The following is a 23944-nucleotide window of genomic DNA, read 5'->3' as shown; positions in this document are numbered from 1 at the left end:
ACCTGATAGGGAGGAATCCCATGAACGCAAGACGTTCTGCCCTCGCCACCGCTACGGGGCTGCTCGTCCTCTCGACGGCCGGATGGGCCCCGGCCGCCCCCGCCGCTCCCGCGCCCAAGGCGCTGGTGACGTGTGAGGGCGCTTCCTGCGACGGCGCCGACCCGAACCAGACCGGCTGTGCCTCGGGACGGGCGACGACCCTGGAGAGCAAGTCGTATCTCGGCAGGACGATCCGGCTGCGGTACAACCCGGACTGCCGGGCGGCGTGGGCGCAGCTGACCGAGGGGAAGCCCGGGGACGACGCCCTGGTGCAGGACGACCAGGGGCTGACGTATCACCGGTCGATCTCGTCAGGCACGGACACGTACTCACCGATGGTCAGCAACAAGGACCCCCGGAAGGCCCGTGCGTGCGTGACGGTTCCGGGCAGCGGGCAATCATGCACCGGCTACCACTGAGGTGAAGGACAACGCGCAGGACGGCCCGCACTCGGCAGATTGCACGTGTCACTGAGGGCGGATCAGGGCTCCTGCGTCACACCGGAGAGCGCGAAGAGGCCCCGCCAGCCATGCAGGCGGGGCCTCGGTGGTGCGGGGCGTCAGCCCTCGCGACACCGATGACGAGGGTGGTCGCGGACGAGCTCCTCGAGCACCCGCTCCTTACCGTCGTCGACGTCGGCGGGCTCCGGCTCCAGAGCGGTGACGACGGCCGGGCGCGGCGCGGGCAGGGCGACTGCGGCCGCCACCGTCGCGACCGCGGCTGCGGCACGGCTCTCGTGGTGACGGCCTGCTGCTCTCGGGCCAGGGCCCTTGCTCACTCGAGTCGTGGCCCTGCTGGTGCTTCCTTTTAGGATCCGCCGATAGGGGGCTGGGCCGTCGGCTCAGCAAAGGTGAGTCTGCTGCCACTCCTGTACCTCGACAGCGGTCGGCCGGACCCGTGGGTCCCGGGCCAGGCATGCGGTGACGATGTCCTGAAGCTCGAGGAAGGACCACGGCCGTGCTGCGGTGATGTTGCGTAGATCCCTGCCGTCGGCGATGTCGCGGAGCATCCCTTCCCGGCCGGCATCGACGTCGTCGCGGTAGGCGATGGGGCGTTGGCCGGTCCAGCACCAGAACAGCGTGGCTCCGAGTGCCCAGATGTCGGCGGGCGGCTGGACCTGGACGTGGGTGTGCTCGGGGGTGGCGAGGAGTTCGGTGGCCAGTTCGGGCGCGGTGGTGTGCGTGAGGGCTCCGCGGTACGGGAGGCGGCCCTGGTGTTCCTCGGGGCCGCACGCGAGGGCGTAGTCCAGTAGCACCCCGGTGCCGGTGGGGGTTATGCGGATGTTCGTCGGCTGGACGTCGGCGTGTGTGAAGCCGTGGGCGTGGAGCGCGGCCAGGGCGCCGGCGAGGGTACGCGTGACGGAGGTGAGCAGGGGCCTGGGCGGTGGGGGTGTCGGTGTCCCGGGCGGGGGCGAGGGCGGTCCACATGCTGGTGCCGTCGATCCAGCGGGCGGCGATCCAGCGGGTACCCGGAGGGCTGGTCCGGGCGGCGACGAAGTACGTCGGATCGATAGCGGCGGCTTGAGTGAGCCGCTGGAGGACGGCGGCCTCCCGCTCGATCTCGGCCGCCTTGTCGCGGCCGGTGCCCGTGCTGGTGTGGGCCTTCACCACGTACCGGCCGCCCGTGGTCTCGGCCTTCCACGCGAGGGAGCCGCGCCGGTTGGACACCACGTCGCAGGCGAGGACCGTGATGCCGATCTGGTCCGCGAACTCCTTGACCGGCCCGTCATCCACGTCCACAGTGGTCTCCCTTCACCTTCACCTGGGCGGCGGCCCACGCCCGGACGCGCGGCCACGTGCTCTCGTCAACGCGCGCGCCCGCGTCCAGTACCGGCGCGAGGACGTCACGGCCGTCATCGGCCGCCACGGCGATGATGTCGCCAACCTCCGGATGAGAGGTCAGCAACTGGGGATCGCGGGTCCGTACGGCCGGGCGCAGCGACAGGAACGACAGCGGAGGCGGCGGGACGGGCCGCCCCCGGCGGTCGTCGGCGACCTCCCCCCGCCAGAACTTCCCGGCCATCAGCCCGACGGGCGCGTACAGGCATTTCAGCGCCCAGTGTGGCCACACCAACAGCCGCCGCTGCTCCTCCGAGGGCGCGCCCCAGCGCACGGTGACGTTCTCGCACACCAGCGGGCCTAGGAGGCGGGCGCGCTTGCGGGCGCGTTCGGCGGCGGCCGGGCCGGCGGCGAACAGCGCGCCCTCGACCGCGGCCGTGGCCGCCGGCTCCCCTACTCCGCCGTCGGCGGGCTCCCACAGCTCCCACCGGGTCAGGCCCCGGCCGGTGGAGGGTGCGAGGTAGAGGCAGTGGGCGGCGACGGCGGCCGCGTACGGGCCGAGGCCGATCTGACCGGCGTCCGGTGAGGGTTCGGTCAGGCGCTGGAGGGCGGCGATAGACACGGGGCGGGCCCCGGAGCGGTGGTGTGTGCGATGTCGTTGGCGAATCCGGGGCCTGCGCACTTCGCCCCGCCGGTTATTCGGCGGGGCGAAGTGCTGCCAGGTGGGAGATCCGGGTGCGGGCTCGGGGCCGGTCTGCTGTCCAGGCGTCGATGCGGGCGAGGTTGATCGCGGCGGCGGTGAGCTGGTGCTGTAGCCGGGTCTTCGCGAGGCCGTGGTAGCGGCATTTTCGCAGGCCCACGGTTTGGACGGCTTGGGAGATGGTGCCCTCAACGCCGGCGCGGGCCGCGTAGCGTTCTCTCCAGGCGGGTTTGTTCTGGATGGCGCGCGCGTGCTGGATGGCTTCGTGTTCGGGCCGGGGCCGCAGGGTGATCTCCCGGCGCATGGCGGCGGTCGAGCTGACGCACTCAGCGCGGACGCGGCAGGGACGGCAGTCGGTCGCGGAGAACTTCACCCGGACCACCGGGGTACCACGGTGGGATAGCGCTTCGCGCCACTGACCAGTGGTGATGCCATTCGGACACGTCACGGTCCTGTGGCCCCAGTCCACGGCGAAGGCTTCCTGCGTGTAGGCGCCCGCCGCCTGGGCGGTGGTGTTGCCCGCAACCGGACCGGTCAGAGTGACGCCGTGCCGCTGGAGAGCGGTGACGATACGGGAACCGTCGAGATAGCCCGTGTCGAGCAGGTGCTCGTCAGGCAGCAGGTCCCGGGCCGCGAGGCCGTCGTGAATCGTGTCGGTCGCCTTGATGTCGGGGACGGTGGAGTCGGTGGTCAGCACGTGGGTGAGCAGGTTCGGGGTGTCCGGCGCGCAGGTCTCGGTGAGATGGACCTTGAACCCGTTCCACTTGATGTCGCGCTTGATGCTGTAGCGGACCTCGGTGTCATAGGGGCTGACCAGGCGCTTCGCGCCCGGCGGGCAGTCTTTTGGGTAGCGCCATCGCACCTGCCCCTCCGCGTCGAGCCAGTACTGCTGCACCCACGCCTCACGCGGGATGCGCACTGAGGGCAGTTCACACAGCCAGGCCGGGGAAGAGGGAGCGAACACGTCGTGCAGCAGCCGCATTCCGTCGGCACCGCTCTGTTCGGCGAGCTCGGCCCGCTTGCCGCAGCCCTGCGGCAGCCAGTAGTCCTCGGCGCGCGAGGCATACCGCTCGAACCAGGCGGGCTCGGCGTGATCGGTCAGCCAGGCAGGAGCCGCGGCCGCCAGCGCGTTGAGCGCCGCCCGCAGAGTTTCGATAACGAACTCCAGCCGGTTCAGCGACCGGATAGCGGCCAGCACATGCGTGGAATCGGTGCGTGCCCGCCCGCCCGACCGCAGCAGAGCCGCCGCGCGTGCCGCGTCCAGGACCCGGTCGAAGATCAGCTGCCCCGCCTCGGCCGCGACCAGTCGGCCGCGGAACTCGCTCAGCACCGAGTAGTCGAAACCCGGGTCGGTCAGCTCCATGTTCAGCGCGTATTTCCAATCGATACGCGCCCGCACTGCCTGCGCGGCTTGCCGGTCCGGAAGCCCCTCGGCGAACTGAAGTACCGAGACCAGCGCCAGACGGCCCGGTGACCAGGCCGGCTTACCCCGCGAGGGAAACAGGTCGGCGAACTGCTCGTCGGTGAACAGCACACCCAGCTCGTCCCGGACACGGATCGCCAGGCTCCCCTTCGGGAAAGCCGCCCGCGCCACCCGGACCGTCTCCGCCGGAACATCACCCGACGCCCCAGGCTGCATCGACATCGACACCCTCCCCACGCAAAACGTCGGTCTCCAAGACCACAACCAGGTCTTGGAGACCGACGTCACGCACAAAGCGCCCCGGATTCGCCAACGGCATCGCGGTGGTGTGTGCTCCGGGGCCCGCTGCTGCTCATGGTGCTCACGTGGTGGTGTCCTCGGTCAGGCTGCCGTCGCCGTGTCCGCCGCCGGGGCCGCAGTCCGTGCCGGTCGGGTTAGCCCGGAACCACCAGCGGTTCTGCTCGGTCGCGTACACCCGGCGTGCCTCGGCCTCGGCTTCCTGGGTGCGGCCGAGCATCGCCAGGGCGCGGCGGTGGTACTCCGACGCCGCCTGCTGGACGGTCTGGAGGGCGCCGTAGGCGAGCGCGGTCTCGCCCCGCGACCGGCTCGGCGGCCAGGCCGGCCGGCCGGGTCCACCATCCGCAGGAACTCCTCGCGAGCGCGCGATCTCGCCCTCGACGCTCGCGCGCACCTCGGCGGCGACGTCGCCCTCGTCGCGCGGGTCCGCGGACGGGGCTGCGGCGACGAGGCCGGCCTGCTCGATCAGGGCCTGGGTCTCGCGCCGGTAGCCGCACGCCTCGCACAGCCCCGCCGCCCGTGCCTGGCCGCAGTCCTCGCACGGCAGACACTGCCGGGCCGACTCCGCGGCCACCGCCCGCTCCCGCTCGACAACGGCCTGCGCCTCGGCGGCGGCACGCGCGGCTGCTCGCCAGGCCTCGCGCTCGAGGGCCTCTTCACGGCGGCGCACGAAGACGGTCGCCTCGACGGCGGCCTGCTCGCGAAGCCGGTCCTCGATGACACGGCGGCGCTCGTCCTCGCCCAGGCCGGGCTGCTGCTCGGGGACCTCCGCCGCGATGCGGGCCCGCCACGCGCGCCGGACGTGGAGGACGTTGGCGCACTCCTGACGCTGCGGCAGGGCGAAGCCGATCAGCCAGCCCACCGGATCCGGTCGCCGGGGCGGACTGCACCGTGTGCTCCCGGGACACGGTGCCAGCGGCCAGGACTCCGCCGCCCCTGCGCGGGGCAGCGGGCCGACAAGGCTGTACGGAGCGGCGCGACGGCGGCTCGTACGGCGGGGTGTCACGGGAGCGCGTTGATGGCCGCCTGCCACGGGTAGGTGTCGAGGTTGCCCTTGCGGGGCGGGTGGGGGGTGAAGCCGGTGTCGCCGAGCAGTACGGTGACGCCGGCCTCGCGCAGGGTGGTGACGCTGCGGGTGACGGCCGGGTGGCGGTGCTGGGCGTCGTTCCAGTGGGGCAGTGCGGTGATGGGCAGGCCGAGGCCGATGGCTTCGGTGAGGAGTCCGAGAGCGAGGGTGTCGCTGATCCCTTGTGCCCATTTGTTGAGGGAGTTCGATGTCAGCGGGGCAGCGAGGATCGCGTCCGGGGGCGGCAGCACGTCCGCCTGGGAGGGGAGCTTGTACTGCCAGCGGACGGGGCGTCCGGTGAGAGATTGAAGGGCCTCGACCTCGCCGTCGGCGTCCTCGCTCGCCCACCGGTACGCGGACGGCGTAAGGATGACGCACACGTCCCAGCCGACCTTCTGGGCCGCGCGGATGGGGACGTCGAGGCGCCGGGCGGGCGGAGCCGCGCAGGCGATCAGGTAGAAAGTTCGGGTCGTGGTCACCGGGGCAGTCCACAACGATCAGCCAGCGCCCGCAACCGTCCCTCGGCCGCGCCCGCGCCGAGCAAGCGCAGGTCCTCGACGAGTTGCTTGGTCCGTGGGCGGCAGCGGACCTCCTCCGCGGCTTCGCGTTCGGCGTCCAGGAGGGAGTCGACAGCGTCCTCGCGGTGGCCGGCCTGGGTGTAGGCGCGGGCGAGGTCGGTGAGGTGGTGGGCGCGCCGCTCGCGCGGCAGGCCGGCGCGGGCCGTTGCGGGGATGTCCTGGGCGGTGGCGATGGCGTCGGTGCCTTGGGAGAGCTGGACGTGGGCGGCGACGCGGTAGAGGCGGACGTTGGTCGGCCCGAACGCGGTCCACAGGGCGTTGGCGTCGGTGCCGAGGTGGGTGGCGTGCTCGTCGGCCTGGTCGAGGAGCACGGGCACCGCGGCCGCCGCGGCCGCCGCGTGGCGGTCGTCGCTCTCGCCGATCGTGGCTTGGGCCATGGCGGCTTTGAGGTAGAGCATGCCGAGCACGCTCAGCCCGTCCGGACCACGTGTCAGGAGTTCGTTCTCCACGCGGGTGGCGGCAGCCAGGGCGAAGCGGGAGGCGTCCTTGGGCTGGCCGTGGTGGGTCAGGGCGTCGGCGAGGTGGCGGGCGGCGGAGGCCATGATGACCGGGTCCCCGCAGCGTTGTGCGGCGGCGACGGCGCGGTGGGAGGCCAGGAGCGCGAGGTCGGTGGCGCCGTACTTGATCACGGCGCCCTCGATGAGTTCGAGGACCAGGGCGAGGAGCCGGAAGACGGCCAGCTGGTCGTCGTTGGTGTGCCGGGCGGCGGCCCGGTTGGTGTCGATGAGGAGCTCGGGGACCAGCCGGCCCAGGCTCGCGAAATGCCCCGCCTGAAAGGCCGCCCGGCCCGGGGTCTCCGAGGAGCTAGGCCCAGCGCCTGCCGGTGCACGGGTGGTGGCTCAGCGGTCGGCAGATGATGTGTGGGGCGTGACCACCGTGGCCTATGACGGGAGCAGGCCAGCCGCCAGCAGAAGACGATCAGGCCGCTGCAGTTGAAGGAGTGAGAGATGCCCTTCTCCGGCGCCACCAGAGGCTGCCCCTTCAACCATCAGCCGATAACTCCGACCCACGCGGAGACACCCGAACCACCCCTGGGACCACTACCTAGGAACCCACGCCCGAGGCCTAAAACAACGCATTGGGTCTAAATCCCTGCCTCCCCACGACGGGTGATGACGAGGGCGTGCCAGCGATGCCGGATGGTGTGGTCGTCCTCGAGCCACCGTACGGACGGCTGGGGTGCGGGCAGCCCGCCGAAGGCGGCAGCGATATGGGCGTAGTACGCGTAAGCGCCGGTGCTCGTCGACTCGCGTAGCCGGTCGGTGGTGGCGGCCAGGTCGTGGTGGGCGCCGAGGACGGCATGGTGGAAGGCGAGGGCGACGTCCAAGGAAGGGCCCAGCCAGGTGAGTCCTGCGACGGTGAGTTCGGTGTGCAGAGTCTGGGCGCGGTCGGTGATGTCGGGGGAGCCGGCGTCGCGGATGAGGGCTGCGATATGGGTGATCAGGGTGGTGGCGCGCTGGGTGAGCCCGTTGAGGAGCTGGGTGGCGAGGGCGATCTCGTCGTCGGCGCGTGCGGGGTCGGTGAAGGCGACGGCGAGAGTGAGGCGGGCCTGGGTGATGGCCTGTTCTCCAACGTTGCCGTGCTGTTCAGCCTGGTTGCGTGCGGTTTCGTAGGCGGTGATGGCACGATCGAAGTCGGCGTGGGCCCACCAGATGTCGCCCAGGACGCGCTGTTCGCGACCTTCGAAGCCCAGTCCCTGGGCGGCGGTGAGGGCGGTGGGGAAATCTCCGTCGATGCGGGCGGCGTCAGCAAGGCCTCGGCGGGCGCGCAGGGCGAGACGACCACCGTCGGCTGCGATCTGCTGCATGCCCTGGCGGGATACCTCGTTGCGGCCGAGGTCCCGGTTGGCCTTGGCCCGGTAGTACTCGGCCATCTCGGCGAGTTCGCCGGGGAGCAGACCGGTGGTCAGGATCGCGGAGAGACGATCGACGGTGTGTTCGCGGTGTTCGCGCTGGCGACGGGCAAGGGCGGTGAGCAACTCGACCAGAACGTCGGCCGGGGTGTCTAGAAGAGGGCTGGCGGTCTGGCCAGGGCTGTGCAGGCCGGCCTGGTCGCGGGCGGGCGGGGTGAGTGGTTCCCAGATGGCGTCGCTGTCATAGGCGATGGCGGCATCGGTGAGCCAGCTCAGGTCGGTGAGACGGTGGTCGCGAGCGAGGCGCAGACCCTGGCGCAGGCAGGCGACGAGCAGGGTGCGGCCGGTGGCCGGTGTGGAGGTACTGCGCCACTGATCGCCGAGGGCGGCCAGTGCACGCATCGCGGCGCGCTGCCAGTCGGTGGGGGTCCAGCCGTCGTCGGTGTGGTCGTCGGCGGTGCGCAGCGCGGAGCGGATCGCGCCATGGAGGTGGTAGGGCCAAATCGCGTAGGGGTCCTCGGTCACCATGGACCGCTCGGTGAGTCGGCGGGCCGGTGCCTGGTGGGCCAGGCCCGCGGTACGCGTGGCCAGTTCCAGGTCGAAGGCGTCCAGCAGGGATGCGGACCGCAGGACGTGCCGCTCTTCCGGGGTCAGGTCGGAGAGGGTGCGAGCGATCAGGGCAGGGAAGGTGTGGTCGAAGTCGGCCGGTGCGGGGGCACGGCCGGTGCGCCGGACCTCCAGGAAGCGAGCGACGGCCAGGTCCAAGTGGAGCGGCAGTCCGTGCGAGCGCTGGGTGATCACGGCGCGGATGTCCGGGCTAATAAGGGGCTGTCCGTCGTGAGTGAGGCGGCGGGCGAGGTAAGTGTCGCAGTCCTCGTCGGAGAAGTCGCCAATGAGGATTTGGCGCCCACATCCGGGAGCGGGCCGGGAAGCTCGTGCGGCCGGGACGCTCGTGGCGGGCAGGGCCAGACCCGGCCAGGCGGTGGGGCCGGTGTAGTCGAGCTGTCCTTGCAGCCCCTCATCGGCCCACTGCAGGCGCGAGCGGCCGGTAATGACGAAGAAGGCGTTGGGCATCAGCCACACCACCCGCTGGATGAGCCGTTCCAGATCGCGGTGGGTGCGGTCCCCGACATCTTCGAAGGTGTCCAGCAAGACGACCGGCACCCGCCGCCGTTCCGGCGGCAGTTGGGTGAGCTCCCAGGCCAGCAGATGTGGGTAGAAGGACAGCGCCTCCAGGTCCGGCTCGGCCTCCAATATGCCTCCCAGCCGGGCGCAGCCGGCCAGTGCCCGGACGGTCTGACGGCGCTCGCGCAGTGCCTTTGTCAGGGAGCCGGTGAGCTGGCCGAGGGCGGAGCCGACGGTGCCGGGCAGCAGCAGAGCCTGGGCGACATCGGCGAGCGCGGACTGCATCTGTTGCGGCATGCGCTTGCCGAAGCGGGCAGCCAGGCCGCCACGGCGCAGGTACTCCTCCAGACTCTCGCCGGGGTGCTGGGCCTCCCAGTAGCGACGCAACGCGATGTCGAAGGCGGGCAGCGGCCGACCCAGATCGGCCAGAGCGGCGCGGATCGTGAGTACCAGATCCTCGAACGAGGTGCCGGCGGAGCGGGAGAGGTCGATCCGTATGGGCAGGATCTTCTCCCCGGGCCAGGTGGGCTCGCCCCACTGCACCGGGCGCTGGTCTGCTGCGGTGAGCGCGGCCTCCAGCTTCCTCGACAAGGTCGTCTTGCCGACGCCACCCACCCCGTGGAAGACGATCACATTGGTGCGGGGGGCTTCCAGATCCTCGACGTCGAAGGCATCGCCGGCCGCGTTCCGCAGGTGCTCCTGAAGCGCGGACGCGACCAGCTCCCACTGGCCTTGACGGTTGGTGAACGCCTCGGTGGCGTTGATGGGATCGTTGGAGCTGAACAGCGCACGAAGATCCACGGGCCCCCCAAAGAATTGATCATGTGAGCGTCAACCTATGCCCACCCGGCCCCTGGAAGGCAGGCGCACGCCGCACACAGACTCATACCAGCCGGTGCCCGGCTGGTCCTCGGCCTCTTCAGTGCGCCCGAGCCGTGGGGTCCACCTTGCCGGGCACCCGGAGGCACCCGACAATGATCCTTTTGCCCTGCTCTTTCCGGCCCGAGGCGGTTGAAGTGAACGACAGCGAACAGGTACCTCCTTCCCCGGCCACATCCCCGCACGGCCCTGCCGGGCAGGACGCCGACAGCGCCTACGAGAGTGCTCTTGAGCTGGTGGGCCAGGTGACCGCCTGGTACAGCGCGCGGATCCTGACCGAACGCCGCTCGGGGGCGGATGCGCAGCGCCTTCAGGAGCTGATCTCCCGGCGGCAGGCATGCGTTAAGGATCAGGAGAGGCTGGAGGACGCGAGCGGTGAGGAGACCGCCGGGATCGTGACCGCCTACGAAGCGTTGCTGAACGAGCTCGAGTCAAGCGAGCAGTGACGACCAGCCAGGACGGACCGCGCGGGCAGAGGCAGAGCGGCCGGGGCAGCAAACCAGGACAGACGGCGCGGCCGCATCCCCTCCGGCATCAGCGGCGCCGCCAGAGCGCTGATGGCCAGCAGCTCGTCCCGGTACTGCGGAAGTACGGCCCGCAGCCGACACTGCGCAGCGAAGAACCGCGCGGCTTCGTCGGCTGTGTACGGGCGTAGCTGTCCTGCGACCAGGGCTTGGGCGGCGCCGGGCGGATACAGCCAGGCCCCGCCGACGCGCTCGTTGCGGTGAACCGCGTAACCGTCCCGGCGCATCACCACCACCGCGTCCACCACTCCGCTCTTCTCCGCGGCCGCCACTGCCTGGGACAGGACGGCGAAGCAAGCGTCGTGACGGTCAGGGCGGACAACACGAGCGGGTCTGATCCCGCGCCGACTCACCTCCGCGTAGCGGGCGAGGCTGCCCTGCCGGGAATCCGCCGCGGATACCGCGAGAACCACGAGCTCCACCCGGTATCCCGCCTGCCGGTACAAGGCCGCGCCGGTGAGGAACTCCCCGACGCTGTCGGGGCTGGTCTCGATGACTAAGTTGCCGTGCCGCGCGCGAACGTCGTCTTCGGCGCGGGCCTGCCAAGCACGGCAGTCCGCACGTATCCGCGTCTCGGCGTTGTGCGGCTCGGTCAGCAGCAACTGCCGGTAGTCCGGGTGGGCCTCCGTGAAGCGGGCCGCGCTGATCCGCACGGGCCGCCCAGGCAGGGCCTGCCGGACCATCCGGGCAGCGCCGGTCTTGCCAGCACCGGGCTGGCCCATGACGTACACGGCGACCGGCCGCTGCTGCGCCGCGATGTGCAGGGACGGCGCGATCAGCTCGTCGTAGATCCACCGGTGTTCGTCGGCGGAGAGCCGGTGAAAGTCGACCCCGGGCGGCTCCCGCCGCGGCTGGGCCACGCGTCTGACCGGTTCGGCAAGGGCGGCGGCACGCTCGGCGTCCCGCTGCACGGCCAGTCCCCAGTCCTCGGGCAGATGCCCGCCCGGCGCGGTGCGGTGGGCACGACGGTCGGCCTCAGCCAGCCGGCTACGGAACCGGCCTGTCTCCGTGGCGCTCCACGGGCGTGCCCGTTCGGCGGCGACCGCCTGCCGCGCCTCCGCTGGACGGCGCCAGCGCCCGGCCGAGGTCAGGTCGTTGTCGTACAGGGCGGCCCCCGCCGCCGCGGCACGCCCTACGACGACTACCCGGTCCGCCAAGTGCCCGGCCTCACAGGCATCCAGAGTGGCCAGCATTCCTGCCGCGCACCGGTCGTGGTTCTCCCACGACACGTACCGGGCCCGTCCGTTCTCGGCCAGCCGCAGGTACCGGTCCAGGACGCCGAGCTGGCTGACCGCCTCCGGCACGGCCAGGGCGACGACCTCGATGCGGTAGCCGGCCTGCCGGTACGCACACACTGACCGGCTGAACGCGTCCGGGTCGGCAAGGGGCGTCTCCACCACCACGTCGTACCGCAACGCCCTTACCCAAGCCTCGACTTCGGCCTGCCACCAGTACGTCTGCGGTCGCACCCTGACTCCGGCGGTGCGCACGTCCTCCTCAAGGAAACCCCGGTAGTAGGGGTGGACCGCCTTGTACTCATCGTGGTCTACCCGTACCGCCCCGCCCCGCCGGCCCAGTGCCGCGTGCACCACATCCGCCACGAGCGTCTTGCCACTGCCTGGCTGCCCTGCGACGAACACCACCACGGGTCGCTGCTGGGACACCGCGCCCCGCACAGCGCCCGGGAGCACCGACGCTGTCAGCACCGACTGGGCCCAATCGGCGTCCGAATCCGCGGCGGGCTCCGGAGCCGATATCGGCGGTAAAGGCTGGGGCGGCGAGCTCACGGATTCCTCCACGAACAGGTCACGATGTGGGCTACGGGATGCGCAGGAACACGGTGCAGCCGGGGGTTCCGGGCGCACGGGCGTACTTACGAGCCGGCCCCCGCCGTGGAGGCGCTCGTCGTCGCGGTACCGGGCGCGGATCCAGCGGCCCGCGGTGAAGCCGGCGTGGATCAACGGTTCCTCCGCTTGCTGTTCTGGAGGGCGGTGTCCTTGACGGCGGCGAGACGGGCTCCAGGTTGGTTGATGTACTCGGTGCGGCAGCGCTCAACCGTGGCGGGTTCGTCGATGATCCGGTTCCCGCTCTTCGGCGAGGGGCTGGGCTGGTCGCGCACGTCGCCGTTAGAGTTCGGCATTGGATCTCCCGGGTGCTTGGCGGCTTCGGGTTGATCTGGCCCCGGCCGCAGGCGTTGCGAGCGCCGGCCGGGGTCGTTCTACGTAGCGCGGGGCTACTTCAGCGAATCGTATGGGACCCATACACTCTAGGGAAGTGACCCGCCCGAAATGAAGGGCTCGGGTGTGAGCGACGAGGAGGTGTGGCAGGTGTCCGAAGCTCTTGATCGAGTTGAAGCGATCGAGGACCCTGAGGCACGAGTGCGGGCCATGAGCAAGGTCATGGCCGATCAGGTGAGGCGCAACCGCACCTGGCAGAAGGAGCGCCGGGAGATGGTACTCACCCTCAAGGCAGACGGCGTATCGTTCCGGAAGATCGCGGAGCGCGTCGGGACCTCCCTTGGGACAGTGCAGGACATCCTGCGCGGGCACTCTGGTTCCTGGAAAGACCGCCCTAAGAGCCCTGCTGACGGTGACGCGAGTTCGTAGCTCCGGCCTCGCGGGGGGGGCACGCTCGGCCGACCGCTCCCAGGAAGGAGCACGAGCCTGTCCTCGAGGTCACAGCCGAGGAGGGAAATGAACTCCGCCCCTCGGCGAGCGACCACTGCGGCTGGCGTGAACGCCCGCTATTACCGGGCGCGTAACGACGCTTTCACCTACGAGACATGGACGGGCCTGCAGGAACTCCGGCGTGCCACGCATCCACGCCAGCCGGTCCGTGAGCTGGCGACGGCTCGAATGGCGCCACCTCCGGTGCTGCGCCGCGTCGACGAAGCACAGCGCGACTGAGTCGCGCCGCTATATCCCGCTACATCCAGCTACATCTCATTCATGCGCTCCAAGCCCTATTCACCCATTGATGCGGCTGTGAGGGACGGTGCACTTGCAAGATGCATGAGTTTTGCGAGGGAAAGATCTGTCCCCTCACCTGCGGTGAGGTTTAGATTGCGACAAGTGATCGAGTAGTGGCGCCCGGGACCGCTGGGAGCGGAGGGGCGCTGCGGAAATCCCTCCTGAGGAAGGACCGGCTGGATGACGGGCATAGCCGTCGGCGACGCGATACGCCGATCCACAGTCCGCAGACGCAGCGGTGTCACCTGCCTCGTTCCACCCATGCCGAGAGCGTGCTCCACGGCCGGCAGCCGCCTACCGCTGCACGGCCTGCACGGGGATGAGATACGGACGCGGGCCTGGTTATGGCGTTGCTTCGGTGCCCGTGTACGCATGGGCTCCGGCGACGCGGCATGACAGACGTCGAGATAGGCGGCGACTCGGAACCGAGGCCGGTCAGTCAACCGTTGCCACCGGAGGTTCCTGTCACCCCCGACCCCGATGCGGCGGTCAGTGAAGGCGGCCCGGACCCGGAGTGGTGGCGTGCGCCTGCGGCGCCGCTGCCCCCGGAGGCGCCCCCTATGCCAGCAGAATCGCCCCGCCTCACGGGACCCGACGGGGCCCAGGTCACGGCCGGCGACAGCGCAGAGGCCGGTGACGGTGCTCCGGGCTCGGAGTGGTGGCGATGGTCAGCGGTGCGTGAAGAGTTCCGTGAGGCTGATGCCTGGGCGGCGCACGGCAGCGAAGGCGTCGCGGCCGCACACGAGATCGGGGCCTACATCGGGGAGGCCATCTCCGCGCGTCTGCCCGACCCGCATGCGGCTGCAGCCAGGCGCGGTTTGGACATCCGCTGGATGCGGCTGAAGTACAACGTCCCGGCCATTTTGTTCGCACTGCTGGTGACATGGGGTGGCCGGAGCACCGTGGACCGAATGACGGCCTCCGTCGCCGAGGGTGGTGTCTTCGCCCCGTTGGGCTGGGTCCTGATGGCCGGTCTCGTCCTGGGCGCCCTAGTGCTGCTGCCGATCGGCAGTTGGCTCGGCACGGCGCTGGCTGGGCTCTTCGCCTCGGTACTGCACGGCATGGTCCGTCTCTTCGGGCGGGCCTGGAAAACCCCGTACATCGGCTACCTGCTACGCCTGCTGGTGGCCGTGGCCGTGTGGTCCTTCCTCATCGCCGCTGGACGCCTGATGGGGCGCGCGGTGATCCACTTCCTGACAGGAGCGTGACCATGAACGACACGGGAGCCGCCGCCGGCGGGATCGGCGCGGTCGCCCTCGGCCTCGTTGTGCTCTTCTACCAGATCGGCCGGTGGCGGGGTGGCGACCCGACTCCGAAGATCCACTTCATTGCCGGGACCGCGATAGCCGCCCTGCTGTTCCTGGGCGGCGGCATCCTCGGCGTGATGGGTGGTGCCGCGGCGGCTCTCGGCGACGGGCTCGGGCGGTACGCCTTGGAGAACGCCACCGGGGCCGCCGCCGGCGCGGGGAACAAGGGGCCGCTGACCGGCGGCGAGAAGGTCGGCGCGTCCGGGGCGATCGCCGGGCTGTGCCTGCTCGCGCTGTACCTGGGGCTGATCAAGTCCGGCCGCGCCGACCTGAAACAACCGGTGATCCGCGGGGCGCTGTGCGGGATCTGGCTGGGGGCCTCTGCCGGCCTGCTCGGGATGGCCCTTGGCCTGATCCGGACCTCCGGCAACACGGTCGGCGACATCCTGATCCGCAGCATCTGAGAACCGGGGGAGGAACGGTTATGCCCAGCGGGACCTTCGCGGGCGGGGTGCGCCATCTGCGCGCCGAGTGGGGCCGCTGGTGGCGGACCGACGACCTGACGGACACGCACATCGCCCACCGGATCTTGAACGACCAGTACCGCATGTGGCAGCAGGCGCAGCAGCGGGGCCGGGCCGAGGTTCAGCAGAACATCACCCTGCTCAAGAACCAGCAGAAGCAGCAGACCTACATGCAGATGCAGCGTATGCAGATGCAGAAGCACGGCCGCGGATCCGGCTACGGAGGGGGCTACGGCGCTTCCCCGATGATCTCGTACCGGATGATGCAATGGGCGTCCTTGCAGATGCGCCTCGGGCAGCAGGAGTTCCGGCACCTCGAGGTCACCGAGTCGATGCTGGCCATCGGGCGGGGACAGGTCCGCTCCCGCCGCCATCGCACCGCCACCGCGTGGATACTGGTACTCCCGGTGCTGTGGGCGGGCCTGTGGTGGGTCTCGACGCTCGTCGCCCTCGCGGTCACCGCGATGACGGCCCTGTTCTTCACCTCAGTGGCCTGGGCGAAGAGCCGCAATCCCGCGTGGCGTCGGCCTGCGGTTCCCAGACTGCTGTTCGTGCCGCCGAACGCGCCCGCCCATACCGAGCTGGCGGGAGAAGCCGAGTCTGAGCCGTTCCCGATCCGCGAAGCGGGGACCAATCCCCGGCAGGCTCGGGAGGCAGTGCGTCTGGCGTTGAAGAAGGAGGCCGCGAAGGTCTCCGAGGTACTCGTACCGGAACAGACGACGTACGGGTGGAAGGTTCCGCTCGTCCTGCAGTCCGGCACGACCGGCCAGCTGATGAACGTCCTCAAGCCGCTGGCGACAACGCTGCGTGTGGGCGAGTCCCGCATCCTGGCGCAGCCCGCCGACCCGGACGACGCGGCCCTGGTCACCTTACGGATCCTCACCCAGGACCCCTTCGCGACTCCGCTCCCGTATCCGCAGCGGGCTCCCGGTTCCTGCTCCATCCTCGAGCCGGTCAGCATCGGGGTGTCCATCGAAGGCGAGACGACGCCGGTCGTCTTCGCCGGGCAGCACGTGATCATCGTGGCCGACACCGGTGGCGGCAAGACGTCCATGGTGCAGGCGATCGCCGAGTACGTCACCGCCTGCCGCGACGCGGTTGTCGTGGACATCGACCCGGTCAAGCGCGGACTCAAGGCGCTCGCGCCCGCGGCTGTGATGATGGCGCGCACTGCCGAAGAAGCCGAAGCAGTGCTGGAGAAGCTGCTGGAGCGGGCCAAGGCCCGTATCGCCTCCATGCCGCCCACCCAGGACATCTGGAAGCCCACTCCGGACGGCCCGGCGATCCTGGCGTTCCTTGACGAGTACCCCAAGCTCAGCAAGCGCGGCAAGGAGCTGGCCGTCGCGCTGCTGCGGCTCGGCCGCGAAGCCCTCATCACGCTGGTGATCATGACCCAGGACGCCACCAGCGATGTGCTGGGCGACGCCATCGCCGACGTGCCCGGAGTAAGGATCATGCTGCCCTGCCGTGCCGCCGACGTCCCGCTCGTGGTCGGCCGGGCCGACGCCGTCGCTCGCGGCTGGCTGCCCCACCTCTTGGTGCCCAGCCCCGACCCGGCCTTCCCCGCGGACGCGGGCCACTTCTACTGCATCACCCCCCGGCACCAGCAGCCGGTCCTGCGCTACGTCACCCCGCTCGCCCCGCAGGAAGCCGCCCGCCGTACCGGAGAACGCGTCGCGGCCGGGCTCCCCCGCTTGGAACCCCTGGCTCCGCATCCGGCCGTCACGGCCCTGGCAACGGCCAACGTCCCGGCAATCGCCCGTCTGCTACTCGCTGCGTTCGCCACGCACAGTGACCCCGAGGTACTTACTCTCGCGCGGCTCGCCGACCACCTGACGGCCGCCGACCCCGCCGTGTGGGGCAAGTGGGAGGGGCAGACGAACCGGCTCCTCATGATCGGCCGCACTCTGAAATCCCAGCTGAAGGCGGCCGGACTCGACATCCCCACCGGCCGTCTCGACGCCACCATCGACCCCAGGCGCCCCACGATCTACCGCCTGGCGGACATCAAGGATGCCCTGTCGTGATGTGTCCACGTCGTGTCAGTGTTCTGTCCGGGTGTGTCAGTGGTGCCTCGCGATGCGACGGTGACGCGTCTCGGCGCCCTGCCGGACTGGGCGTTGATGTGTCGATACGTCGCCGCCCGACGTATCACGAATCCATGCTGACCTGCGATGACACATCAGACACATCAATCCGATACCCCGCCCGGAGGGCCGATGACCCCGCAGAATCCCGCACAGCACGCCAAGATCGCCGCCGACGCTCTTGAGCGGCTTGTCCGGGACGTGCAGTCCGGCAGAGCCCAGTGGACCCATTCGACCAACGTCCGCCAGGCCGTGGATGACCTCACCCGGCTCTCCGCCGCGATGGCCACCGCCCTGCATCAGATGACCGGCGTGCTCGCCCAGCTGAGTCAGCCCGGGCCCCAGGCCGCCCAGGCTCAGCAGACCGCGGGCGCACTGCATCTGGCCGGCCAGCACACCACTACCGCAGCAAACCAGCTCCGCCAGGCTCGCCGCACCATGCACTGACCGTAACCATCCGAGGGGGACACCCTTGTGCCCGCACACCACTTACCACCACCAACGGGGGGCCTGATGCTGCTCGCCGATGGGCCTTGCGACAGCCTCCCCGGCCCGGCCCGGCAATCCTGCGAGAGCGGGGGCACGAGCGGCGGAGGCACGGCTCCGGCCGGCGGCCTCGACCCGCTCTCCACCCTGGCCAAAGAGGTCGCCAACGCCGCCGACTGGACCGCCCGCCAGCTCGGGAAGGTCGTCGCCGACCGCCACGCGGTCGACTTCACCAACACCGGCTTCCTCAAGCAGTACGCGGTCATCTTCGCCGCTTCGACGGTGCTGGTCCTGATCCTGTGGCTCCTGGCCGTCGCCAAGCGCGCCGTGCGCGGCGTGCCCATGGTCACAGCCATGAGCGAGGCGATCAGCTTCCTCTGGCTGGCGGTCTTCGCCGCCGCCTTCACTCCCCTGATCCTGTACGTCGTGATCGGCGCGACCAGTGCCGTCACGGACGTCATGGTGAGCGCCCTCGGCTCCGAGCCTGGTGGCCTGTTCGCGAGCCTCGGCGGCGACCTCAAGAACGGCAAGGTCGGCGGCGGACCGCTCATGCTCACCCTCGTCTCCCTCGCGACGATCGCACTGTGCGGCGCACTGTGGCTCCTGCTCGTACTACGGGCGCTCAGCCTGTACGTCGGAGCGCTCCTCGGCGTCGTCGTCTACGCCGGGCTCGTCGACAAGAACCTATGGAGCCACATACGCCGCTGGGCCGGCTTCATGGTCGCGCTGATACTCGCCGAGCCCCTCATCATCATCGTGCTGGGGCTCGCCTCCGCCCTGCGGAGCACCGACGAGCGCGGCCCCGTCGTCACCGGGCTCGCCGTCACGGTCGTCGCGCTCGGCGTAGCGATCTACATCATCGTCAAGTTCCCCGGCTTCGGCGACGCGATGAAGGTGGCCCGCGGCGCTGCCCGCGCCGTAGGCGGCACCGCCCGGGCCGTCACTGGCCCGACGTCACCCAGCGCAGGCGTGCTGCGCGGCATACAGGCCCATGGCGGCCGCGACGGCGACGCCCGGGGCCGCAGCAGCTCAGGAACTCAGAGACCGCCAAACCCGGTGAGCGGCGGCATGAGCGCCCACGGAGAGCGGAAGCCGGGTAAGTCGAAGGGCGACAGCACGAAATGAGGATCGCCTCATCGGTGGGTCAGGTACCCGAGCAGTCCGGACGACGAAGATGACCCGTGTGGCCCTGTTCACGAGTATCGGTTCTGGCCCAACTCCTGTGGTGCCGCCACTCTCCGTCACGACCACAGGACACGTTTCCTGAGGAGTTGGAAGCCTGCTCGGCCGAACATCTGGCGCTTGAGCATGATCCGGTTGACGTGTCCTTCGACGACGCCAGACTTCCAGGGCAGGGTCAGTCCGGCGATGACGGCGTCGCGGTCGCGGTCGATGCCAGCGACGAGGGTGTGGAGGCTGGGCAGGTCGTCCTGTCGTACGGGGTCGAGCCAGTCGGGCAGATGCTGGCCCTGGCGGTCGGTGAGCATGGTCGCGAAGGACCAAACGTGCCGGGTGCGCGCGTCGAGTTCTGGGCAGTGAGCCAGGACGGCCTTGAGCTGGAGTGTCTCCGTCTCGGCGAGGTTCTCCGGGCGGCGAAGGATCCACCCGGCGCCGGCCCGCGGGCCCGGAGGCAACGCGAACGGCCGACGGCGCCGCCCGCTCCCCCGGCCGACGTACGGACCCCCTGGCGCTCGGCTGCTACCTCCTGCGCCTGGCCCTCTCGCCCGCCCTGGCGGCCCAGGTCGGCTGCTGGGCACCATGGTCAGCCGCCTGCGAATGCGCCCCAGGCAGCGGCTCGTCGATCTCGGGTGCGGCACCGGCGGCGCCGGCTTATGGCTCGCTCGCGCCCTCGGAGCCGAACTCGACGGGATCGACATCCCCCCCGTCGCCGTCAGCCTGGCGGACCGGCGCGCGCACCAGTTCCTTCCCGCCGGACGAGCGACGTTCCACGTCGGCACGCTCGGCGAGACCGGGCTGGACAGCGCGAGCGCCGACGGTGTGATCTGCGCGGACGCCTTCAGCTTCGCCCCCGACGGGCGGGCCGCGCTCGAGGAACTCCGGCGCATCCCGCGACCGGGAGCCCGCGCCCTCATCACGTCGCCCGATCGCCACCCGGCCAGCAGCAAGCCGTGGGACCGTGTGGGCCTGGAGCTCGAAGCCGAAGGCGAGCGGCCGCACGTGCCGGGCATGTGGCGGCGCCTCTACCGGCTGTGGGCCGACCACGAGGACGAACTGCGCAACGTGCTGGGCGAAGCCCAGGCCGAGCGCATGATCGGCGAGGCGCGGCGCAGGGCCCCGGAGATGGACTATCGCAGGTTCTCCGTTGCCACGGTCCGCCGACCTGCCTGATCGCTAGGCTGGCGGCCACAGTCGTGGACGGGGGAGAAGGAAGGGGTGGGGCATGGTTCGGGTGAGCGTGTTCGGAGCGGGCTCATGGGGAACCGCGCTCGCGATGGTTCTGGCCGACGCGGGATGTCAGGTGACGCTCTGGGGCCGGCGGCAAGAGCTGGTCGATGCGATCAACGAGACCTGAACCAACCCGGACTACTTCCCCGGCGTCGCCCTGCCGCCAGGCATCACCGCGACGGCCGACGTAGCGAAGGCCGCCGAGGGCGCCGAGGTCGCGGTGCTGGCCGTCACCGCGCAGACCCTCCGCGGCAACCTCGCCTCCTGGGGGCCGCTGCTGGGCGTCGAGACGGTGCTGCTCTCGCTGATGAAGGGCGTCGAGGTCGGGACGGGCAAGCGCATGACCGAAGTCGTTGCCGAGGTGACGGGGGCGGCGCCGGGACGCATCGCGGTCCTCACCGGCCCGAACCTCGCCCGCGAGATCACCGCGCGGCAGCCCGCGGCAGCCGTCATCGCCTGCCCCGACGAAGCCGTCGCTGCCCGGCTCCAGGACGCCTGCCACACCCCCTACTTCCGCCCGTACACGAGCACGGACGTCATCGGGTGCGAGCTCGGCGGCGCGGTGAAGAACGTGATCGCCCTCGCGGTGGGCATCGCCGACGGCATGGGCCTGGGCAACAACTCCACAGCCGCGCTCATCACCCGGGGCCTTGCGGAAACCACCCGTCTCGGGAAGGCGATGGGCGCGGACCCGCTCACCCTCGCTGGGCTCGCCGGCATGGGCGACCTCGTCGCCACCTGCGCCTCGCCCCTTTCCCGAAACCACAGCTTCGGAGTCCGCCTGGGCCAGGGCCTTAGCGTCACGGAAGCCGCGGCGGCCGTGAAGCAGACGGCCGAGGGCGTCACCTCCTGCGTCTCCGTCCTCGACCTGGCATACCGTCACGGCGTCGAGATGCCCATCACGGAAACGGTCGTCTCCATCATCCACAACGGAAAGTCCCCCGCAGAGCGCCCTGTCAGAGCTGATGGCCCGCTCCACGACATCGGAGCAATAGCAGCGGCCTCAGCCCTTGGCGGCTCCATCCGTAGTCGTGGCCGGCGGAGGCGCGGACTACCTAGCCTCCGCCAGCCCGTGCTTCAGGATTTGATGCGGCGCAAACGGTTCTCCGGGCCGTCGGGCCACACGTGGTGTGAACGTTTATCCAACCGGCGCAGGCGACTGTTGCCTGCGCCGGCGGCGCGCTTCAGCCCCGGATCTTTCCCAGGGGACTATCGGAATCAGAGACGGCAGCTACGAAGGAACTGAACGCCCCACGGGTCACGATGATGGGGGCTCGCGAGAGATCCTTCGAGTCCCCGATCGGCATGATCCCTGGATACTGCTCTGCGATCACGACGCAGCCTCCGCCGTTGCCACTGTAGGTGCTCTTGCGCCATTTAGCTGTCGTCAGGTCAGGACATGTGATGCGCACGGGTATGACTCCTCAACAACCTTGTGAATGAGCGTTCTTGACTCCTCGTGTCCGAGCGTCAAGCCGCGCATGTGATCATAAAGGCGCATGAGTTCTTCCACGTCAGCACGCCGTAGATGGAACGTTCCCTGCATGCCAAGTGGTCGCCAAGCGATCGAATGCTTGCCCGGCCGGTCCCAGATTGCAACGAATCCGGCGTCAACGCTGAAATCATTGCCTTCGGAAGGAAAGACACGAAGATCCACGTTTGTCGCTCGCGATCGCTCCACGAGATGGAGGAGCTGAGCACGCATCATGGCCGGCCCACCGATCACCCTGTGTAACACCGCTTCATTTAGCACGACGTGCAGAGTGGGCGCCGATGGCTGGTGCAGGATGTTGCGCAGTTCGGCGCGATAGGCGATCTTGTCGTTCAGATCTCCGCCCAGAAGGGGCATCGCGGCAACGAGCTGCTTGGTGGCGAACTCGTCCGTCTCCAGCATCGTCGGCATGGTGATGCCGCAGATCTGCCAGATGTTCTTAGCCTGCCGCTGGCCGCGCAGGTACTTCTGAAACGTCGCCGAGTCGGGGTTGTCGTCGAGTTCGTCGCGGAGCCTGAAGATGGCCCCGCGGGCTTCCAAGGCGTCGTCGATGCGCTGGGCGACGTCGCGTCGAGGTGGGAATCGACCTTTCTCGAAGTGGGCGACCGTGGTGTGGTCGAGCGCGACGGCCTTGCCGAGATCTACCTGGGTCCACCCCTTGGCCAGCCGGTGCTGCTTGATGGCCGCGGCGAGCTCTTCCTTACGGCGTTGATACGCGTCAAGTGGCCCTGGGGCAGCCATAGATGTATCCCCCACTTGAGTAATGTGGTTTGCCAAGTCCTGGGTGGGGTTGAGCATAGGGGCGCGGGCAGATACTGGTCACCGGAACCGGACGCCCGGAGTTCTCGGCGCCTGACGCTGTGTTCGATTCCCTGCCGTCGTGATGCCCGCCCTGCGGCGCCCCACACGTGAGCCAGCGGGAGCGTTCAGGTCAATCTGCGGCGTCTTCAGGCTCCGGTCGCTGGGCGGTACCACCGGGTGCCGGTCAGCGCGCCCCATCCCCGTGCTGCGTGCCCGCGCAGCTCTAAGGAGCACCCCGTCATGTCTGTCTGGCCTGGTACAGCTGTGACCAACGGAGGAACACACACGACTCAGCCGACCCTTCTGTCCCGGGCGAAACGCGTCATGGACGCGGACGCGGACATCGAGCGCGTCACCACCGTGATCCTCGACGCGGCGGACCCGCCGGAGTACGGGGTCATGGCGTCGTCGGCGCTGCGGCTCCGCCGGCATATCGACGAGGAGGCCCCGCGGGTCAAGAACACCGCGAAGGACCTGCTTCGGGTGGACGACCCGCGCCGCGTCGCCGTCGAGAAGAGCGCTGACGAGGCCATCTACCGGGCGCAGGAGCTGAGCCTGGGGGACGGCCTGGACAGCGCGTTCACGTACTGCCGGAGCCTGGCCAGGATCGTCCGGGAGCTGCGCGGTCACCGGCAGAAACTCGACCAGCTCCCCGACTCGGCCTCCAGGCTCGGCGGCCACCCGGCGGACGGCGACCCTTCCGCCCGGCCCCCGCGGGCATCGGCTGCGTCCACGTAGAGACCTGGGCCGTACCCGATGGCGACGACCGGTTCCATCGCCGCCGGTCGTGCGGTGCGGCCCACCCGGGGGCGTTCGCGCGTGCCGATGATCGCGAACGCCCCCTCCCCAAGCTGGTCGCGGGGAGCCTCCCGGGGAAGCTGTGCTCTCCGCGACCTTCCAGACGGCCCCGTTTCCGCCCCTGACGCCCGGCGGGACGGTGGCCACCGCGGCCTACCTCACTGGGCCGCAACGGGGGAACCCGCGCCGGGCCGCCCGCCCCTTCGGCCAGGGCTGGCGGGCCGGCGCGGAACACCGGCCCCGCCCCTCTCGCCGAGAGCTCGTTCACCCCTCTCCTCGGCGCGAGGGCGGGGCCATCCGACCCCAGCCACGCGGAGGACCTGATGCGCCTGCCTCGACTCCTGTACGGCCAGCCGCAATGGGTGATCGACCTGTTCATCGGCCTCGCGGTGACCGGCGCCGCCGCCGGCGCCGTGCTGTTCCTGCTCCTGTAGCCCGGCGACAGACCCGCCGTTCGAATCGGATGATCACACGGAAGAGACCATGACCACCTCGCAGCAGCACTTCATAGCCCGGCCGTACGGACGCGCCGCCGCTGTCCCCCGCCGCAGCCCCCGGTCGCCGTCGCTGGACTGGCCGAAGGACCTGGTGCCGCTCCTCCACGGCCGCCTCCGGGGCGTCAACGTCGCCGCCCAGGAGCGCGCCGCGCGGGCCGCGACCCCCTAGACCGGCTGTCCCCGGGCCCTGTCCCCGGCCGGACAGCGATGCCGCGACTGTCCGGTCACCGCGGCCCGGGGGTGGCTGTGGCCGGCCGCGTCCCTGTGCACTCCCCCGTGGAAGGGACGCGCTGCTGCCGCTGCGAGTCCGGCGGCGGGGCAGCCACACCGCGGGCGGAGTGTGGCTGTCGCCGGCCTGCTGGGCCTGCACGCCCCC

23 protein-coding genes and 2 pseudogenes are annotated in these 23944 nt (G+C 70.4%); 12 read left to right on the top strand and 13 right to left on the bottom strand.

The features are described 5' to 3' along the window. Positions 1 to 20 precede the first annotated feature (20 nt). On the top strand, positions 21 to 458 hold the full coding sequence (locus LUZ64_RS30315; protein WP_095580938.1) for a DUF2690 domain-containing protein: 438 nt from the start codon (positions 21 to 23) through the stop codon (positions 456 to 458). Positions 459 to 598: 140 nt separating this feature from the next. Here the strand turns inward: LUZ64_RS30315 and LUZ64_RS30310 are convergent, their stop codons facing one another. From LUZ64_RS30310 to LUZ64_RS30275, 8 genes are all read right to left on the bottom strand, one after another. Continuing rightward, positions 599 to 745 (bottom strand): hypothetical protein, encoded by a 147-nt coding sequence (locus LUZ64_RS30310; RefSeq protein ID WP_170116722.1) that lies wholly within the window; start codon positions 743 to 745, stop codon positions 599 to 601. 135 nt (positions 746 to 880) lie between these two features. Then, complete coding sequence (locus LUZ64_RS30305; protein ID WP_232390443.1) at positions 881 to 1375, bottom strand: protein kinase domain-containing protein; 495 nt, start codon at positions 1373 to 1375, stop codon at positions 881 to 883. A 389-nt stretch (positions 1376 to 1764) separates the two neighbouring features. Beyond that, positions 1765 to 2439, bottom strand: coding sequence for a hypothetical protein (locus tag LUZ64_RS30300; protein ID WP_095580937.1), 675 nt, complete (start codon positions 2437 to 2439; stop codon positions 1765 to 1767). A gap of 73 nt (positions 2440 to 2512) precedes the next feature. Next, positions 2513 to 4162 (bottom strand): IS1182 family transposase, encoded by a 1650-nt coding sequence (locus LUZ64_RS30295; RefSeq protein ID WP_095580936.1) that lies wholly within the window; start codon positions 4160 to 4162, stop codon positions 2513 to 2515. Between the two features lie 139 nt (positions 4163 to 4301). After that, positions 4302 to 5099, bottom strand: coding sequence for a hypothetical protein (locus tag LUZ64_RS30290; protein ID WP_095580935.1), 798 nt, complete (start codon positions 5097 to 5099; stop codon positions 4302 to 4304). A gap of 140 nt (positions 5100 to 5239) precedes the next feature. Further along, complete coding sequence (locus LUZ64_RS30285) at positions 5240 to 5782, bottom strand: flavoprotein (protein ID WP_095580934.1); 543 nt, start codon at positions 5780 to 5782, stop codon at positions 5240 to 5242. Continuing rightward, positions 5779 to 6510, bottom strand: coding sequence for a hypothetical protein (locus LUZ64_RS30280; RefSeq protein WP_211304987.1), 732 nt, complete (start codon positions 6508 to 6510; stop codon positions 5779 to 5781). Before LUZ64_RS30280 ends, LUZ64_RS30285 begins: the two co-directional genes overlap by 4 nt. A gap of 455 nt (positions 6511 to 6965) precedes the next feature. Beyond that, on the bottom strand, positions 6966 to 9659 hold the full coding sequence (locus LUZ64_RS30275; protein ID WP_095580933.1) for an ATP/GTP-binding protein: 2694 nt from the start codon (positions 9657 to 9659) through the stop codon (positions 6966 to 6968). Between the two features lie 215 nt (positions 9660 to 9874). Between LUZ64_RS30275 and LUZ64_RS30270 the strand changes: the two genes are divergently transcribed. Continuing rightward, the gene (locus LUZ64_RS30270) at positions 9875 to 10183 is read left to right on the top strand and encodes a hypothetical protein (protein ID WP_143593086.1); all 309 of its coding nucleotides are present in this window, start codon (positions 9875 to 9877) and stop codon (positions 10181 to 10183) included. Here LUZ64_RS30270 and LUZ64_RS30265 read toward each other — a convergent pair. Further along, a complete protein-coding gene (locus tag LUZ64_RS30265; RefSeq protein ID WP_232398990.1) occupies positions 10141 to 11925 on the bottom strand; it encodes a zeta toxin family protein in 1785 nt (594 codons plus the stop codon). The two genes, LUZ64_RS30270 and LUZ64_RS30265, sit on opposite strands and share 43 nt — an antisense overlap. A gap of 293 nt (positions 11926 to 12218) precedes the next feature. Further along, positions 12219 to 12401: a hypothetical protein gene (locus LUZ64_RS30260; protein WP_095580931.1), complete on the bottom strand. Its 183-nt coding sequence runs from the start codon at positions 12399 to 12401 to the stop codon at positions 12219 to 12221. A 163-nt stretch (positions 12402 to 12564) separates the two neighbouring features. Here LUZ64_RS30260 and LUZ64_RS30255 point away from each other — a divergent pair, with 163 nt between their 5' ends. The 6 genes from LUZ64_RS30255 to LUZ64_RS30230 all read left to right on the top strand — a co-directional run bounded on the left by LUZ64_RS30255 (position 12565) and on the right by LUZ64_RS30230 (position 18699). Continuing rightward, positions 12565 to 12867: a helix-turn-helix domain-containing protein gene (locus LUZ64_RS30255; protein WP_232390425.1), complete on the top strand. Its 303-nt coding sequence runs from the start codon at positions 12565 to 12567 to the stop codon at positions 12865 to 12867. A 1037-nt stretch (positions 12868 to 13904) separates the two neighbouring features. Next, positions 13905 to 14438 carry a hypothetical protein gene (locus tag LUZ64_RS30250; protein ID WP_095580929.1) on the top strand — a complete coding sequence of 178 codons (534 nt, stop codon included), beginning with the start codon at positions 13905 to 13907 and terminating at the stop codon, positions 14436 to 14438. Between the two features lie 2 nt (positions 14439 to 14440). Then, the gene (locus LUZ64_RS30245) at positions 14441 to 14941 is read left to right on the top strand and encodes a hypothetical protein (protein WP_095580928.1); all 501 of its coding nucleotides are present in this window, start codon (positions 14441 to 14443) and stop codon (positions 14939 to 14941) included. 20 nt (positions 14942 to 14961) lie between these two features. Next, complete coding sequence (locus tag LUZ64_RS30240) at positions 14962 to 17028, top strand: ATP-binding protein (protein ID WP_095580927.1); 2067 nt, start codon at positions 14962 to 14964, stop codon at positions 17026 to 17028. Between the two features lie 192 nt (positions 17029 to 17220). Beyond that, on the top strand, positions 17221 to 17535 hold the full coding sequence (locus LUZ64_RS30235; RefSeq protein ID WP_095580926.1) for a hypothetical protein: 315 nt from the start codon (positions 17221 to 17223) through the stop codon (positions 17533 to 17535). Positions 17536 to 17601: 66 nt separating this feature from the next. Continuing rightward, positions 17602 to 18699 (top strand): hypothetical protein, encoded by a 1098-nt coding sequence (locus LUZ64_RS30230; RefSeq protein ID WP_095580925.1) that lies wholly within the window; start codon positions 17602 to 17604, stop codon positions 18697 to 18699. A gap of 116 nt (positions 18700 to 18815) precedes the next feature. Here LUZ64_RS30230 and LUZ64_RS30225 read toward each other — a convergent pair. Next, positions 18816 to 19205 (bottom strand): annotated as a pseudogene (locus tag LUZ64_RS30225) (transposase); the annotation flags it as partial. A gap of 145 nt (positions 19206 to 19350) precedes the next feature. On the opposite strand from LUZ64_RS30225, the gene LUZ64_RS30220 reads away from it, so the two are divergent. Further along, positions 19351 to 19923 carry a class I SAM-dependent methyltransferase gene (locus tag LUZ64_RS30220; RefSeq protein ID WP_170116721.1) on the top strand — a complete coding sequence of 191 codons (573 nt, stop codon included), beginning with the start codon at positions 19351 to 19353 and terminating at the stop codon, positions 19921 to 19923. 52 nt (positions 19924 to 19975) lie between these two features. After that, positions 19976 to 20975, top strand: a pseudogene (locus tag LUZ64_RS30210) (NAD(P)H-dependent glycerol-3-phosphate dehydrogenase). 189 nt (positions 20976 to 21164) lie between these two features. On the opposite strand, the gene LUZ64_RS30205 reads toward LUZ64_RS30210, so the two are convergent. Both LUZ64_RS30205 and LUZ64_RS30200 read right to left on the bottom strand, forming a co-directional pair. Next, positions 21165 to 21314 carry a DUF397 domain-containing protein gene (locus tag LUZ64_RS30205; RefSeq protein ID WP_232390426.1) on the bottom strand — a complete coding sequence of 50 codons (150 nt, stop codon included), beginning with the start codon at positions 21312 to 21314 and terminating at the stop codon, positions 21165 to 21167. Positions 21315 to 21367: 53 nt separating this feature from the next. Beyond that, entirely contained in the window at positions 21368 to 22270 is a 903-nt protein-coding gene (locus LUZ64_RS30200) for a helix-turn-helix domain-containing protein (protein WP_095580923.1), read from the bottom strand. A gap of 327 nt (positions 22271 to 22597) precedes the next feature. Between LUZ64_RS30200 and LUZ64_RS30195 the strand changes: the two genes are divergently transcribed. After that, positions 22598 to 23011: a DUF6415 family natural product biosynthesis protein gene (locus LUZ64_RS30195; protein ID WP_095580922.1), complete on the top strand. Its 414-nt coding sequence runs from the start codon at positions 22598 to 22600 to the stop codon at positions 23009 to 23011. Positions 23012 to 23554: 543 nt separating this feature from the next. Beyond that, positions 23555 to 23737, top strand: a complete 183-nt coding sequence (locus LUZ64_RS30190; protein WP_095580921.1) for a hypothetical protein — start codon at positions 23555 to 23557, stop codon at positions 23735 to 23737. Positions 23738 to 23944: the final 207 nt, after the last annotated feature.

Origin of the sequence: Streptomyces albireticuli (genome assembly GCF_021228125.1) — a bacterium.
GTDB classification, from domain to species: domain Bacteria; phylum Actinomycetota; class Actinomycetes; order Streptomycetales; family Streptomycetaceae; genus Streptomyces; species Streptomyces albireticuli.
This window is presented reverse-complemented; position numbering and strand designations above follow the sequence as displayed.